Source organism: Mycobacterium sp. PO1 (genome assembly GCF_017312405.1).
Classification (GTDB): domain Bacteria; phylum Actinomycetota; class Actinomycetes; order Mycobacteriales; family Mycobacteriaceae; genus Mycobacterium.
Genome location: NZ_BLTG01000021.1, coordinates 1 through 14,134 on the forward strand (window position 1 = coordinate 1; position 14,134 = coordinate 14,134).

At 69.6% G+C, this 14,134-nt stretch carries 13 protein-coding genes and 1 pseudogene; 5 read left to right on the top strand and 9 right to left on the bottom strand.

Features of this window, described 5'->3' with window-relative positions; translation table 11 throughout:
- A pseudogene (locus J3476_RS09805) lies at nt 1–193 on the top strand (HNH endonuclease); the annotation flags it as partial.
- 9 nt (nt 194–202) lie between these two features.
- Here the strand turns inward: J3476_RS09805 and J3476_RS09810 are convergent.
- Nucleotides 203–1,213: a methionine synthase gene (locus J3476_RS09810; protein ID WP_207066303.1), complete on the bottom strand. Its 1,011-nt coding sequence runs from the start codon at nt 1,211–1,213 to the stop codon at nt 203–205.
- 35 nt (nt 1,214–1,248) lie between these two features.
- Between J3476_RS09810 and J3476_RS09815 the strand changes: the two genes are divergently transcribed.
- On the top strand, nt 1,249–1,896 hold the full coding sequence (locus J3476_RS09815; protein ID WP_207066304.1) for a sensor domain-containing protein: 648 nt from the start codon (nt 1,249–1,251) through the stop codon (nt 1,894–1,896).
- Here J3476_RS09815 and mnmA read toward each other — a convergent pair.
- The 6 genes from mnmA to J3476_RS09845 all read right to left on the bottom strand — a co-directional run bounded on the left by mnmA (nt 1,893) and on the right by J3476_RS09845 (nt 7,896).
- Nucleotides 1,893–2,966: a tRNA 2-thiouridine(34) synthase MnmA gene (mnmA, locus tag J3476_RS09820; protein ID WP_207066305.1), complete on the bottom strand. Its 1,074-nt coding sequence runs from the start codon at nt 2,964–2,966 to the stop codon at nt 1,893–1,895. The two genes, J3476_RS09815 and mnmA, sit on opposite strands and share 4 nt — an antisense overlap.
- A 2-nt stretch (nt 2,967–2,968) precedes the next feature.
- The gene (locus J3476_RS09825; RefSeq protein WP_207066306.1) at nt 2,969–4,168 is read right to left on the bottom strand and encodes a cysteine desulfurase family protein; all 1,200 of its coding nucleotides are present in this window, start codon (nt 4,166–4,168) and stop codon (nt 2,969–2,971) included.
- 45 nt (nt 4,169–4,213) lie between these two features.
- Entirely contained in the window at nt 4,214–5,074 is an 861-nt protein-coding gene (locus tag J3476_RS09830) for a 1-acyl-sn-glycerol-3-phosphate acyltransferase (RefSeq protein WP_207066307.1), read from the bottom strand.
- Complete coding sequence (locus J3476_RS09835; protein WP_207066308.1) at nt 5,071–5,916, bottom strand: GNAT family N-acyltransferase; 846 nt, start codon at nt 5,914–5,916, stop codon at nt 5,071–5,073. Before J3476_RS09835 ends, J3476_RS09830 begins: the two co-directional genes overlap by 4 nt.
- A 179-nt stretch (nt 5,917–6,095) precedes the next feature.
- Complete coding sequence (locus J3476_RS09840) at nt 6,096–7,052, bottom strand: electron transfer flavoprotein subunit alpha/FixB family protein (RefSeq protein WP_207066309.1); 957 nt, start codon at nt 7,050–7,052, stop codon at nt 6,096–6,098.
- Between the two features lie 52 nt (nt 7,053–7,104).
- A complete protein-coding gene (locus J3476_RS09845) occupies nt 7,105–7,896 on the bottom strand; it encodes an electron transfer flavoprotein subunit beta/FixA family protein (RefSeq protein WP_207066310.1) in 792 nt (263 codons plus the stop codon).
- 239 nt (nt 7,897–8,135) lie between these two features.
- On the opposite strand from J3476_RS09845, the gene J3476_RS09850 reads away from it, so the two are divergent.
- Genes J3476_RS09850 through J3476_RS09860 form a run of 3 tightly spaced genes read left to right on the top strand, consistent with a single transcriptional unit; the run spans nt 8,136 to nt 11,787 of the window.
- Nucleotides 8,136–8,945 carry a class I SAM-dependent methyltransferase gene (locus J3476_RS09850; RefSeq protein ID WP_207066311.1) on the top strand — a complete coding sequence of 270 codons (810 nt, stop codon included), beginning with the start codon at nt 8,136–8,138 and terminating at the stop codon, nt 8,943–8,945.
- The gene (locus tag J3476_RS09855; protein ID WP_207066312.1) at nt 8,942–10,558 is read left to right on the top strand and encodes a glycoside hydrolase family 57 protein; all 1,617 of its coding nucleotides are present in this window, start codon (nt 8,942–8,944) and stop codon (nt 10,556–10,558) included. Before J3476_RS09850 ends, J3476_RS09855 begins: the two co-directional genes overlap by 4 nt.
- Before the next feature lie 2 nt (nt 10,559–10,560).
- On the top strand, nt 10,561–11,787 hold the full coding sequence (locus J3476_RS09860; protein WP_207066411.1) for a glycosyltransferase family 4 protein: 1,227 nt from the start codon (nt 10,561–10,563) through the stop codon (nt 11,785–11,787).
- Nucleotides 11,788–11,791: 4 nt separating this feature from the next.
- On the opposite strand, the gene zwf is transcribed toward J3476_RS09860, so the two are convergent.
- Nucleotides 11,792–13,291, bottom strand: coding sequence for a glucose-6-phosphate dehydrogenase (zwf, locus tag J3476_RS09865; RefSeq protein WP_207066313.1), 1,500 nt, complete (start codon nt 13,289–13,291; stop codon nt 11,792–11,794).
- Between the two features lie 54 nt (nt 13,292–13,345).
- The gene (locus tag J3476_RS09870) at nt 13,346–14,083 is read right to left on the bottom strand and encodes an acyltransferase (RefSeq protein ID WP_152516539.1); all 738 of its coding nucleotides are present in this window, start codon (nt 14,081–14,083) and stop codon (nt 13,346–13,348) included.
- Nucleotides 14,084–14,134 lie beyond the last annotated feature (51 nt).

Consider the following 14,134-nt stretch of genomic DNA (forward strand, 5'->3'; position numbering starts at 1 on the left):
CGGCGCCTGCGCCGGCGCCGAACCGGCAACGCCCCACCGCAGCATGATGATGCCCACACGCCGCACCACCCGCGACCAGGACCGCCGCGCCCGCATCCACCACGAACGACGCCAACGCCTCGACATCAACACCGAACACCAACGCCAACACCAAGCCTGGCTCGCCGCCACCTACGAACCACCACCCTTCTGAGGGGTTGGCTCAAATACCTTCCGGGTCCTCGGCCATTGCGTCGGCGACCCGCTGGGAAAGCTCGATCGCGCCGCGCGCCCAGGCGGGCGTCGCCGCGGCCAGGCCGCACGCCGGGGTCACCCCGATGCGGTCCTTCAAGACCACGCGAGCGAAACCGAGTCGGTCGGTCACCGACGCGACTGACGCCGCGACGTGCCCGGTCCCCGGTCGCGTGGTGGGCTGGATGCTCGGAACCGCGCCCAGCAACACGGTGCGCCCCGACTCCAGGAACTCGCCGATGCCGTCCAGGTCGGCTGGGGTCAGGGTGGCGATGTCGACCGACACTGCGGCGATGCTGCTGCGCTGCAGCAACGGCCACGGAAGTCCCTCCGCGCAGCTGTGCAGGGCCACGTCACCGCCGACTACCGCGACGCAGTCATCGAGAAGACCGCCCACCATCGCCTCGTCGACGGGATGCACGGGCGCCAGACTGGTCACCCCGGACAGTCTCCCGGCCATCGCAGCCGGCAGTGACGGCTCGTCGAACTGCACGACCACCGGGGTCTGCAGTCGGCGCGACACCTGTGCGCGATGGGCGGACACCCCCTCGGCGAGCGACACAGCCAGATCGCGCACCGCTCCCACATCGGTGATGGCCCGGTGCCCGTTCGGCAGTTCCAGATGCGCGGCCAGCGTGACCGGACCGGGCGCCTGCACCTTCACCGTTCGGTCGGACCCCCGTAGGCCCGCCTTCTCCCAGGCCTCTTCGAGTGCGTCGATGTCTTCGTCGAGCAGGCTGACCGCCCGGCGTGTGGCGGCCCGGCGTCCGGTGGCGATCCGGTATCCGCGGGGCACCGTGTCCAGAGCGATGTCGACCAGCAAGGCGCCGGCGCGACCGATCAGGTCGGCCCCCACCCCGCGGGCCGGTAACTCCACCAGATGCGGCAGCCCGGGCAGCTCCCCCACGACGATCTCGGCGGCTTCCCGGGGCGCCGATCCCGGCCAGGAGCCCGTGCCGGTTGCGGTCGCGAAAACACTCACTCGCCCGACGATATCGACACCGCTAGTGTCATGACATGACGGCCCGGTTCTGCGTGTCCACGCTGTTGGCGGTGGCGCTCGCGGCGGTGCCGGTTGCCGCGTGCACCCAGACGGTCTCAGGGACCGCGCTGCGGACCGCCCCCACCATCGACGAGGACTCGCGCTCTCCGGTCGACGTCGACACCGTGCTGCTCGATCGAGCCGAGTTGCAGGCCATCACCGGGGCAGGCGAAAACCTGACCGCGATCCCCGGAATGCAGAGCAAGACACCGGTGGACATCGATCTGATGCTCGATTCCGTTCCGCAGCAATGCCAATGGGTGTTCGCCGAAACGCAGGTCTTCGGACCCGACATCGAGGAGTTCACGAAGTCCACCTACCAGAGCCCCCGCCGCGGCGGTGTGATCAGCCAGGCCGCCGCCGGGTATCGCGATGTGCCGACCGCGCGAGCCGCGTTCGACGGCCTGGTCGAACGCATCCGCGGCTGCGATCAGAGCCGGGCGGGCCGGCAGCTCGTCGGCGAGTTCGCCGGCACCACGGATTCGGTGCACACCAGGCCCGGAGACTGCGGCCGCGACTATCGGATCAAGTCGGCGGTGCTGGTGGAGGTCACGTTCTGCGCGTTTCCGGACTCAGTGCCCGACATCGTGATGACCAACATCCTCGCCAACGTGCCGGGCTAGTGCGCCGCCCGGATGGTGGCGCTGCCGAGCACCTCGTCGCCGGCGGGGTCGGGACGGTACAAGACCGCGGTCTGCCCGGGCGCCACGCCGCGCAGCGGGCTGCGCAGCTCGACGACGAGTTCGCCGTCGCGTAATTCGGCGACCGCGCCGGTGATCCCGCCGTGCGCGCGCACCTGCACCTCGCACTCGAGCGGGCCTCGAGGGGCGACCCCGGAGGTGAACACCGGGGCCTCACCGTAGAGAGTGTGCACGTCGAGGTCGGCCACATCGCCGACCTGCACCGTGGCGGTGGCGGCGTCGATTCCGGTCACGTACCTGGGTCGACCGTCGGGGCCGGGGCCGGCGATGCCGAGACCCTTGCGCTGCCCGATGGTGAACCCGTGCACGCCGTCGTGCTCGGCGAGCACCGCGCCGCTGGAGTCGACTACGCTGCCGCGCCGCACGCCGATCCGGGCACCGAGAAACGCCTGGGTATCGCCCGACGGGATGAAGCAGATGTCGTGGCTGTCGGCCTTCTCTGCCACAGCCAGTCCCCGTCGCGCGGCCTCCTGGCGGATCTGCGCCTTGGCTGTGTCACCGATCGGGAACATGGCGTGCGCTAGCTGATCGGCGGTCAGCACGGCCAACACGTAGGACTGGTCCTTCTCGGGATCCACGGCGCGGCGCAACCGGCCCTCCGACAGTCGCGCATAGTGGCCCGTGGCCAGCGCGTCGAAGCCCAGCGCGAGAGCGCGAGAGGCCAACGCGGAGAACTTGATCCGCTCGTTGCAGCGCACGCACGGGTTGGGCGTCTCACCGCGGGCGTAGGAGTCGACGAAGTCGTCGATGACGTCTTCTTTGAAGCGGTCGGCGAAGTCCCAGACGTAGAACGGGATACCGAGCACGTCGGCGACCCGCCGGGCGTCGCCGGCGTCCTCCTTCGAGCAGCATCCGCGCGACCCCGTGCGCAGCGTGCCGGGGGCCGTAGACAGCGCCAGGTGCACCCCGACCACCTCGTGGCCGGCGTCGACCATCCGCGCGGCAGCGACAGATGAATCCACTCCGCCGCTCATCGCGACCAGAACCCGCATCGCTAGGCCCGCCCGCCGGAACTGGCCAGCGCCGCCTGCCGTGCGCGTTCCACCGCGGCGGGCAGAACGGCAAGCACTGCGTCGACGTCGGACTCGGTGCTGGTGTGGCCCAACGACAGTCGCAGCGACCCGCGGGCGCTGGCCGGATCCGCTCCCATGGCCAGCAGCACGTGCGACGGCTGGGCCACGCCGGCGGTGCACGCCGATCCCGTGGAACACTCGATGCCCTTGGCATCCAGCAACATCAGCAGCGAGTCACCTTCACAGCCGCGGAACGTGAAGTGCGCGTTGCCCGGCAGCCTGCCCGATTCCGGATGGGCGCCGTTGACGTCGACGTCGTCGATCGCGGACAGCACGCCGTCGATGAGCCGGTCCCGCAGCGCCCGCACCCGGGCGCTGGTCGACTCCATGTTCTGCACGGCGTCCAGCGCCGCCACGGCCATCGCCACCGCGCCCGCGACGTCCTGCGTGCCGGATCGCACATCGCGTTCCTGCCCGCCCCCGTGCAGCTGGGGCACGCACGCGGCATCGCGGCGCAGCAGCAGCGCACCGACCCCGGTGGGGCCGCCGAACTTGTGCGCGGCGACGCTCATCGCCGCGAGCCCGCTGGCTGAGAAGTCCACCGGGATGTGACCGACCGCCTGAATGGCGTCACTGTGCACCGGGATGTCGAACTCGGCGGCGACCGCGGTGAGCTCCCTGATCGGCATGAGGGTGCCGACCTCGTTGTTGGCCCACATCACCGAGACGAGGGCGACATCGCTGGGGTCCTCCAGCGCGGTTCGCAGGTCGGCGGCACTGACCGCACCCTGCTGGTCGACCGGCAACCACGTCACCTCGGCGCCCTCGTGCTCCACGAGCCACTCGACCGCATCGAGGACGGCGTGATGCTCGACCGCGGTGGTGACGATCCGGGTTCGACGCGGATCGGCGTCGCGGCGCGCCCAGAAGATGCCCTTGACGGCGAGGTTGTCGCTCTCCGTGCCGCCTGCGGTGAAGATCACCTCAGACGGGCGCGCGCCCAGCACCTTGGCCAGCGATTCGCGCGCCTCCTCGAGGCGCCGGCGGGCCACCCGCCCCGCTCCGTGCAGCGAGGATGCGTTGCCGACGGAAGCCAGCACAGCCGTCATGGCCTCGATGGCCTCGGGGCGCATCGGGGTGGTGGCGGCGTGGTCGAGATAGACCGGGCCTGGCACAGACATAACCGTTCCACCATAGCCGTCGCGGCTGGACCGACCGCACCGCGCTCACGCCACCAGCGCGTGACCCTCGCCGCAGTCGGTGGGCGCGACCAGCGCAGTACGGTTCGCCTGAACGCGCACGGCGGCCTCGCAGCGGGCAGCCAGATCCCGTCGGTCCGTACCGGGCAGTTGCAGCGACTCGACATGGATGTGGCAGATGGTGCGCCGGGCGGTGATCACCCGCCGCACCGACGTCAGCAGCGAGTCGTCGCCGACGAACGCCGGAACGGTGGACGGCCTGCCGTCGCGGTGCCGGTAACTGAGCCGAAGCGGCTGCACCGGCCTGCCGGCGTCGACGGCAGCCTGGAACATCGCGGGCCGGAATCGACCGTAACCCAGCCCGCACCAGGTGGTGCCTTCCGGGAATGCGATGACGGTGTGGCCGGCCCGAAGCCGCTCAGCAACCGCGGCCACCACCGCAGGCAACCTGCGTAGGCGCGCACGGTCGATCGGGATGATCTTCATCAGCCGCACGACCGGACCCAGCGCCGGCCAGTCGACCAGGTCGGCGCGGGCCACGTACGAGCCGGGCAGCACGGTGCCGATGGTGAAGATGTCCAGCCAGGACACGTGGCCGCTGACCACGAGCACGCCCGGCACGTTGCGGATGGGGCCGCCGGACACCTGCATGCGCACCCCGAGGGTGCGCAGCATCATCCGGCAGTAGCCGCGTTGCACGTGTGCGCGACCGGGCATCGGCACGGCCAGCAGCCATACCCCGCAGAACAGTGTCAGTGCCGCCGCGGTGCGCAGCGCGGTGCGGCATACCACGATCCAGCGACGACCCGGGTCGTCGGCGCCGGCGTGCACACATCCGGCGCCGCAGCTGGCGCGCTGCAGCCAGGCGTGCTCCGTCGCGAGCGTCACGCGGACTCACCCACTGCCACCGCCGCGGCGCCGACCGATCGCAGCCGTGTCAGGTAGCGGGTGTCGGCGCGGCGTTTGTCCAGCAGGGCCGGGAAGTCCCCGACACCGAACTCGGGGTCATGCGCGGGCTCGCCGCACACCTGCGCGCCGAGGCGCAGATAGCCGCGCATCAGTGGCGGCACCGACACCCGCGCAGGCGCCTCGATGTCGTCGAGGCCGCGCCCGTCGAGCACCACCGGGCGGTACGGGCGCACGGTGTACTCGGCCGGAGCGGCGTGCCGGCGCCTGACGAAATCCCGGACGCCCCGCAGCTGGCTCCCGGGCGGGCAGACCCCATCCGGGTCGGTGACGGGAACCGACACGCAACCGGTGACGTAGTCGTAGCCGCAGCGGTCCAGGTAGGCCAGGATCCCCGCCCACATCAGCAGCACCACCGCGCCGTTGCGGTGCCCCTCCCGGACCACGGCGCGGCCCATCTCGACCAGCGACGGCCGCAGCGGATCCAGCGCCGAGACGTCGAACTCGGTGGCGGTGTACAGCCCGCCCGCGGCGATCGCACCGGGCGGGGGCAGCATGCGGTAGCACCCGACCAACTCGCCGGAGTGGTCGTCACGAACCAGCAGGTGGTCGCAGTGCTCGTCGAAGCGGTCGGCATCAAGGCCTCCGCTGTCGGCGGTGAGCGTGAACCCGGGTTCGGAGGTGAACACGTCATAGCGCAGGCGTTGCGCGGCTTCGATGGACTCGGCGTCGGTGCACAGCAGCATCGAGTACCGCGGATGAGCGGACGAGTCCCCGCTCGGCGTCGATTCGTCGGACGAGATGAGTACAGAAGCAGTGCTCATAGCCAGCACGGTCGCGCAGCCGTCGGGCGCGACGGCAATCGGTGCGTGACGTGTTCGTGAGCGCCAAGTGACGGTTCGGGGTGTGCGTGCCGGCAGGAGAACCCGGCAGAAGAGCGATGAAAGGACCCCCGCCTCCGAATGGAGACGGGGGTCCTGACGGCTGCCTGGGCAGCGGAGGATCAGCCCTTGCGGGCTTTGACCTTCTCGGTCAGCTGCGGGGTCACCTTGAACAGGTCGCCGACGATGCCCAGATCGGCGATCTCGAAGATCGGGGCTTCCTCGTCCTTGTTGACCGCGATGATCGTCTTCGAGGTCTGCATGCCGGCGCGGTGCTGGATGGCGCCGGAGATGCCGAGCGCGATGTACAGCTGCGGGGACACGGTCTTGCCGGTCTGGCCCACCTGGAACTGGCCCGGGTAGTAGCCGGAGTCGACCGCGGCACGCGAGGCGCCGACGGCGCCGCCGAGCGAATCGGCCAGCTCCTCGACGACCTTGAAGTTCTCTTCGCTGCCGACGCCGCGTCCACCGGAGACGACGACGGTCGCCTCGGTGAGCTCCGGACGGTCGCCCGCCACGGCGGGCTCGCGAGACGTGATCTTCGTCGCGTTCTCGGCGGGCGCCGGGACCTCGACGGTGACGACCTCGCCGGCGCCCTCTGCGGGCTCGGCGTCGATCGAACCCGGACGCACGGTGATCACCGGGGTGTCACCGACGGACTCGGCCTCGACGGTGTAGGCGCCACCGAAGATGGAATGGATGGCCTTGCCGCCCTCTTTGACGTCGACGACGTCGCTGAGGATGCCCGCCCCGATCCGCGCGGCCAGCCGGCCGGCGATCTCCTTGCCGTCAGCATTCGACGACAGCAGCACGGCCGCCGGCGTGGCCGACTCCGCGAGCGACGCCAGCACGTCGACGTACGGCGTGATCAGGTAATTCTCGGCGTCGTCGGATTCGGCGACGTAGATCTTGGCGGCACCGGCAGCCTTCAGGCCGTCGGTCAGGCCGTCGGCGGTGCCCGGCTTGCCCACCACGACGGCGGAGGGCTCGCCCAGCACGCGGGCGGCGGTGATCAGTTCACCGGTGACCTTCTTCAGCTCACCGTCGGCGTGCTCCACGAGCACGAGTACTTCAGCCATGGGTTTCGTCTACCTCTATGTCTGTCAGGGGGATGAAAGTTCGAATGCTCTGCTAGATGATCTTCTGCGCCACCAGGTACTCGGCGATCTTGGAACCGCCCTCGCCCTCGTCGGTGACCTTCTCGCCAGCGGTCTTCGGCGGCTTCGGAGTCGACGACAGCACCTTCGACCCGGCGTTCGCCACGCCGACCTCGTCGGCCTCGACACCGATCTCGGCCAGCGTCAGCGTGGTCACTTCCTTCTTCTTGGCGGCCATGATGCCCTTGAAGGAGGGGAAGCGGGGCTCGTTGATCTTCTCGTTGACGCTGACGACGGCCGGCAACGACGCCTCGAGCGTGAACACGCCCTCGTCGGTCTCGCGCTCGCCGGTGACCTTGCCGTTCTCCACGGTCAGCTTGCGCACGTGGGTCAGCTGCGGCAGGCCGAGGTACTCGGCGATGATCGCCGGCACGGCGCCGCCGGTGCCGTCGGTGGCCTCGTTGCCGGCGATGACCAGTTCGGTGCCCTCGATGGTGCCCAGCGCGCGGGCCAGCGCCCAGCCGGTCTGCACCATGTCCGAGCCGCTCATGCCCTCGTCGACGAGGTGCACGGCCTTGTCGGCGCCCATCGACAGAGCCTTGCGGATGGCCTCGGTGGCACGCTCGGGACCGGCGGTCAGCACCGTCACGGTGCTGTCACCGCCTTCTTTCTCTTTGATCAGCAGCGCCTCTTCGACGGCGCGCTCGTTGATCTCGTCGAGCACGGCGTCGGCAGCCTCACGGTCCAGGGTCCAGTCATCCTCGGACAGCTTGCGCTCGGACCACGTGTCAGGCACCTGTTTGATCAGGACCACGATGTTCGTCATGACTCTGGTTCGTCCTCCTCGAAGAGGCCGGAGACCGGCCTGCAATACCACGTTGTAAGCAATCACCACCATGTTACCCGCGGGTAACTTATTGTGGCTCTCAGGATCACCATAGCTGGTCGAAGTTTGTGCTCGATGAGGCCGTCGGGCAGGTGCAGACGCGACGAACAGTTCGCCATTGCAGGGTTACGCGTTAGCCTGCCCCCGATGAGGGCTTGCCCGAAGAGAAGATGGTCCAGATGAGCGCATCACTTACCGACGGCCCCGCCGGCGATCCGCCCCGCAGCACTCCCGGTGCTGCTCAGCTGCCGCTGACGGGCGAGCGGACCGTGCCCGGGGTGGCGGAGGAGAACTACTGGTTCCGCCGACACGAGGTCGTCTACCGACGGCTGGCCGAGCGCTGCCGCGGCCGCGACGTCCTCGAAGCCGGGTGCGGTGAAGGTTACGGTGCGGATTTGATCACCGACGTCGCGAACCAGGTGATCGGCCTGGACTACGACCAGTCGGCCGTCGATCATGTCCGCGTTCGGTACCCCCGCGTCGACATGCGCCAGGGCAACCTGGCCGATCTGCCGCTGGCGCCGGGCTCCGTCGACGTCGTGGTCAACTTCCAGGTGATCGAACACCTGTGGGACCAGCACCGCTTCGTCACCGAATGCCATCGGGTGCTGCGACCGGGCGGCCTGCTGCTGATGTCGACCCCCAACCGCGTCACCTTCTCCCCCGGCCGCGACACCCCGGTGAACCCGTTCCACACCCGCGAACTCAACGCCGCCGAACTGACCGAATTGCTCGAGTCGGGAGGCTTCGTCCTGGAGTCGATGCTGGGGGTTTACCACGCGGCACGACTCGCCGCCCTCGACGCACGACACGGCGGATCGATCATCGACGCGCAGATCACCCGCGCCGTGGCCGACGCACCGTGGTCACCCGAGCTGCTGGCCGACATCGAGTCGATCACCGTCGACGACTTCGACCTCGAGGCCGGCGGTCCGCAGCGGCACATCGACGACAGCCTGGATCTGGTGGCGATCGCGGTGCGGGCATGACCGAACCGAGGCCCGAACCAGTCCCGGGACTGTTCACCCTGGTCCTGCACACCCACCTGCCCTGGCTGGCACACCACGGCCGCTGGCCGGTCGGTGAGGAGTGGCTCTACCAGTCATGGTCGGCGGCCTACCTGCCGTTGGTGCGGGTGCTGCGCACGCTGGCCGCCGAGAACCGCCGCCACCTGGTCACATTGGGCGTCACCCCGGTGGTGGCCGCCCAGCTCGACGACCCGTACTGCCTGCAGGGCATGCATCACTGGCTGGCGAACTGGCGGCTGCGCGCCCTGGAGGCGGCGACCATGCGCGGCGCGACCGGACCTGCCCCGTCCTCGGCGTCTCCGACCCCGTCCTCGGCGCCGCCGGCGTCCTACTCGGCGCCGCCGGCGCTGCGCCGGTTCGGCGCCCGCGAATGCCGCGAAGCCGACCGCGAGCTCGACGAGTTCGAGACGCTGTGGCGCCACGGCGCCAGCCCGGTGCTGCGCGAGCTGATCGACGGCCAGGTCATCGAGCTGCTGGGCGGGCCGCTGGCGCACCCGTTCCAGCCCCTGCTCAACCCGCGCCTGCGCGAGTTCGCGCTGCGCGAAGGCCTGGCCGACGCCGCGCAACGCTACGCGCACCGCCCCGCCGGGATTTGGGCGCCGGAATGCGCCTACGCGCCGGGGATGGAGACCGACTACGCGGGCGCCGGCGTCGGCCACTTCATGGTCGACGGGCCCTCGCTACACGGCGACACTGCGCTGGGGCGCCCGGTCGGCGACACCGACGTCGTCGCATTCGGACGGGATCTGCAGGTCAGCTACCGCGTGTGGTCACCGCGCTCGGGGTACCCCGGCCACGCCGCCTACCGCGACTTCCACACCTACGACCACGCCACCGGCCTCAAACCGGCCCGCGTGACGGGACGCAACATCCCCTCGCAGGACAAGGCGCCCTACGACCCGGATCGCGCCGAAGCCGCCGTCGACGGCCACGTCGCCGACTTCGTCGACACGGTGCGCCGACGGCTCACCGCCGAATCGGCGCGCATCGGCCGGCCCGCACACGTGATCGCCGCCTTCGACACCGAACTGTTCGGGCACTGGTGGTACGAGGGGCCGGTCTGGCTGGAACGGGTGCTGCGCGCCCTGCCGGCCGCCGGCATCCGGGTCGGCACTCTGGCCGATGCGGTCGCCGACGGGTACGTCGGCACGCCGGTGGATCTGCCCCCCAGCTCGTGGGGCTCGGGCAAGGACTGGCAGGTGTGGGCCGGCGACAAGGTCGCCGATCTCGTCCAGCTCAACAGCGAGGTCGTCGACACCGCGCTGAGCACCGTCGACAAAGCGCTCGCCCAGACCGCGCTGCCGGGCTCACCGACGCCGCGGCACACCGTCGCCGACCAGATTCTGCGCGAGACGCTGTTGACGGTCTCCAGCGACTGGCCCTTCATGGTCAGCAAGGACTCCGCCGCCGATTACGCCCGCTACCGGGCCCACCTGCACGCCCACGCCACCCGGGAGATCGCCGCCGCGCAAGCCGCCGGCCGCCTCGAGCAGGCCGCCCGCCTGGCCGAGGGCTGGAACCGTGCCGACGGGCTGTTCGGTGCGCTGGACGCGCGCAGGCTCCCGGGCCCGTGACGATGAAGGTCCTGCTCGTCTCCTGGGAGTACCCGCCGGTGGTCATCGGCGGGCTGGGCCGTCACGTGCACCATCTGGCCACCGAACTGGCTGCTGCGGGACACGACGTCGTCGTGCTGAGCCGGCGACCGACCGCCACCGACCCGCACAGCCACCCGACCACCGACGAGGTCGCCGACGGCGTGCGGGTGATCGCCGCCGCCGAGGATCCGCACGAATTCGCGTTCGGTACCGACATGATGGCCTGGACGTTGGCGATGGGCCACGCGATGATCCGGGCCGGGATCGCCCTGGGTGACTGGCGGCCCGACGTCGTGCACGCCCACGACTGGCTGGTCGCGCACCCGGCCGTCGCCTTGGCCCAGTTCTTCGATGCACCTTTGGTTTCCACGATCCACGCCACCGAAGCCGGCCGGCACTCGGGCTGGGTCTCCGGGCCGGTCAGTCGACAGGTGCACGCCCTGGAGCGTTGGCTTGTGCACGAGTCCGATTCCCTGATCGCCTGTTCGGCCTCGATGCGTGACGAGATCACCGCCCTGTTCGGTCCCGATCTGGCCGAGGTGGCGGTCATCCCCAACGGCATCGACACCGACGGATGGCCGTTCGCATCCCGGCGCCCGCAGACGGGCCCGCCGGAACTGCTCTACTTCGGCCGGCTGGAGTACGAGAAGGGCGTGCACGACGCGATCGCCGCGTTGCCCCGGATCCGGCGCACCCATCCCGGCACCACGTTGACCGTCGCCGGTGACGGCACCCAACTGGGTTTCCTGACCGAGCAGGCCCGCCGACACAAGGTACTCAAGGCGACGAACTTCGTTGGGCGCGTTGACCATGAAGGACTGCTGCGGCTGCTCCACCGAGCCGACGCCGCGGTGCTGCCGTCGCACTACGAGCCGTTCGGCATCGTCGCCCTCGAAGCGGCGGCCGCAGGAGCACCGCTGGTCACGTCGACCGCCGGCGGGCTCGGCGAGGCGGTGATCGACGGGCAGACCGGACTCTCCCATCCACCCGGGGACGTCGCGGCACTGGCCGCTGCGGTACGTGTGTTGCTCGACGACGCCGACGCCGCCCAGCGGCGCGCGAATGCCGCCCGCGATCGACTGACCGCCGAATTCGCCTGGCACACCGTGGCCGCGGCCACCGCACAGGTCTATCTGGGCGCCAAGCGCGGCGAACGCAGCCCGCAGCCGCGGCACCCGATCGCCGAACGCGCCCTGCCCGACCGCTGAGCGATCAGGATTTCTTCTCCCGCCACACCCGCTCGAACGGCAATCGCCAGGCGTGCGGAGCGATGAGCTGGTGAATCGCGTTGGGCCCCCACGTCCCAGGCTGATACATCTTCACCGGCGGCGGGTCGACCAGCAGCGGGGCCGACCGTTCCCACAGCGACTCGATGCCCTGCGCCGTGGTGAACAGTGTGTGATCCCCGCGCATCGCGTCCAGGATCAGTCGCTCGTAGGCCTCCAGTACGTCGTCGACGTATTCGGTTTCCTGCGTGGAGAACTGCATCGACAGCTTCTCCAGCTTCATGCCGGGGCCCGGGCGCTTGCCGTAGAACGACAGCGAGATCTTCGACGAATCCGCCAGATCGAACGTCAGATGATCCGGGCCCTGCGCACCGACGCCCGAGCCCGCCGGGAACATGGTTCGCGGCGCCTCCTTGAACGCGATCGACACGATCCGCTGGCCTTCGGCCATCTTCTTTCCGGTACGCAGATACACCGGGACCCCGGCCCAGCGCCAATTGTCGATGCCCACCTCGAGCGCGACGAACGTCTCGGTGTCCGAGTCGCGGGCGACCCCGTCCTCCTCGCGGTAGCCGGTGTACTGGCCGCGCACCACCTTCCGGACATCGATCGGCAGCATCGAGCGGAAGACCTTGTTCTTCTCCTCGCTGATCGCCCGCGGCTCCAGAGCGGTCGGCGGTTCCATCACCACGAATGCCATCACCTGGAACAGATGCGTGACCACCATGTCCTTGAAGGCGCCGGTGCTCTCGTAGAAGTTCGCGCGCGCATCCAGACCGAGCGTTTCGGGAATGTCGATCTGGATGTGATCGATGAAGTTGCGGTTCCAGATCGGCTCGAACAGCCCGTTGGCGAACCGGAACGCCAGGATGTTCTGCGCGGCTTCCTTACCCAGGAAGTGATCGATACGAAAGATCTGGGACTCGTCGAAGGTCTCGTGCACGAAGGCGTTGAGCCGCACCGCGCTGTCCAGGTCGGTGCCGAACGGCTTCTCCATCACCACCCGCGACCGCTCGACCAGGTCGGCCTCCTCGAGCATCGTGATCACCGCTTCGGCGGCCTTGGGCGGCACCGACAGGTAGTGCAGGCGCTGCACCCCGTCGCCGAGTTCTCGTTCACCACGCGTGACGGCCGCGGCCAGCGCCTCGGGCCCTTCGCCCTGCGGAACATAGGTCACCTTCTCGGCGAACTGACTCCACTGTTCGTCGGTGAGGGGGCGGTTGCCGAACGAGTCGACCGCCTCGCGGGCCAACGCCCGGAACTCGTCGTCGGTGTAGTCCTCGAGTGACGTGCCCACCAACCGGATGTCGGGTGTCAGCGACGACTGCTCCAGGTAGGCGATGCCGGGCAGCAGCTTGCGGCGCGCCAGATCCCCGGTGGCGCCGAACAGCACGATCACGAACGGGGCCAGCGGCGGCTCGTCGTGGCGGAAGGGGTGGGCTCCGGTGGCGGGATAGGCGATGTTCTGCGGGTTGGCTAGGGCCATGCCGAAATGCTGTCATCCCCGTCGGCGGGGCGCAGCATCAGCAGCAAACCCACCTCAGCGGGAGGCCTTCTTGCGTTCGATGTCGGCCAGCGCCGCGGCCAGTTCGGCGCGTTGCGCCGCCGAGGTCTCCCAGGACAGCTTGCGGTTCTTGACCACCTTCGCCGGCGCCCCCACCGCGATCGAGAAGTCCGCGATCTCGCCCTTGACCACGGCGTGGGCGCCCAGCACGCACCCGCGGCCGACCGAGGTGCCGCGCAGCACGCTGACCTTCGCGGCCACCCACGTGTCCGGCCCGATACGCACCGGGGCCTTGACGATGCCCTGATCCTTGATCGGCAGTTCGATGTTGTCCATCTTGTGGTCGAAGTCGACGACGTAGCACCAGTCGGCCATCAGCACCGAATCGCCCAGTTCGATGTCGAGATAGGTGTTGATCACGTTGTTGCAGCCGAGCACGACCTTGTCCCCGATGCGCAGGGACCCCTCGTGGCAGCGCAGCGTGTTGCCGTCTCCGATGTGCACCCAGCGGCCGATCTCCATCTGGGACAGCTCGGGGGTGGCTTGGATCTCCACACCCTTGCCCAGGAACACCATGCCACGGGTGATGATGTGCGGGTTGGCCAGCTTGAACTTCAGCAGCCGCCAGTACCGCACCAGGTACCACGGGGTGTAGGCGCGGTTTGCCAGCACCCACTTCAGGGAGGCCAGTGTGAGGAACTGCGCTTGACGCGGATCTCGCAGACGCGAGCCCCGCCAGCGCTTGTGCAGCGGCGCACCCCACATCGTCGTCATGGCCGCAAAGCCTACGCGAGCCCACAGGGGCCCAACGGTTACCCTCACGTG

Coding starts and splice junctions, on each gene's coding strand:
- J3476_RS09815 (WP_207066304.1), top strand. CDS start 1,249: ATGACGGCCCGGTTCTGCGTGTCCACGCTGTTGGCGGTGGCGCTCGCG.
- mnmA (WP_207066305.1), bottom strand. CDS start 2,966: ATGCGGGTTCTGGTCGCGATGAGCGGCGGAGTGGATTCATCTGTCGCT.
- J3476_RS09825 (WP_207066306.1), bottom strand. CDS start 4,168: ATGTCTGTGCCAGGCCCGGTCTATCTCGACCACGCCGCCACCACCCCG.
- J3476_RS09835 (WP_207066308.1), bottom strand. CDS start 5,916: ATGAGCACTGCTTCTGTACTCATCTCGTCCGACGAATCGACGCCGAGC.
- J3476_RS09840 (WP_207066309.1), bottom strand. CDS start 7,052: ATGGCTGAAGTACTCGTGCTCGTGGAGCACGCCGACGGTGAGCTGAAG.
- J3476_RS09845 (WP_207066310.1), bottom strand. CDS start 7,896: ATGACGAACATCGTGGTCCTGATCAAACAGGTGCCTGACACGTGGTCC.
- J3476_RS09850 (WP_207066311.1), top strand. CDS start 8,136: ATGAGCGCATCACTTACCGACGGCCCCGCCGGCGATCCGCCCCGCAGC.
- J3476_RS09855 (WP_207066312.1), top strand. CDS start 8,942: ATGACCGAACCGAGGCCCGAACCAGTCCCGGGACTGTTCACCCTGGTC.
- J3476_RS09860 (WP_207066411.1), top strand. CDS start 10,561: ATGAAGGTCCTGCTCGTCTCCTGGGAGTACCCGCCGGTGGTCATCGGC.
- zwf (WP_207066313.1), bottom strand. CDS start 13,291: ATGGCCCTAGCCAACCCGCAGAACATCGCCTATCCCGCCACCGGAGCC.
- J3476_RS09870 (WP_152516539.1), bottom strand. CDS start 14,083: ATGACGACGATGTGGGGTGCGCCGCTGCACAAGCGCTGGCGGGGCTCG.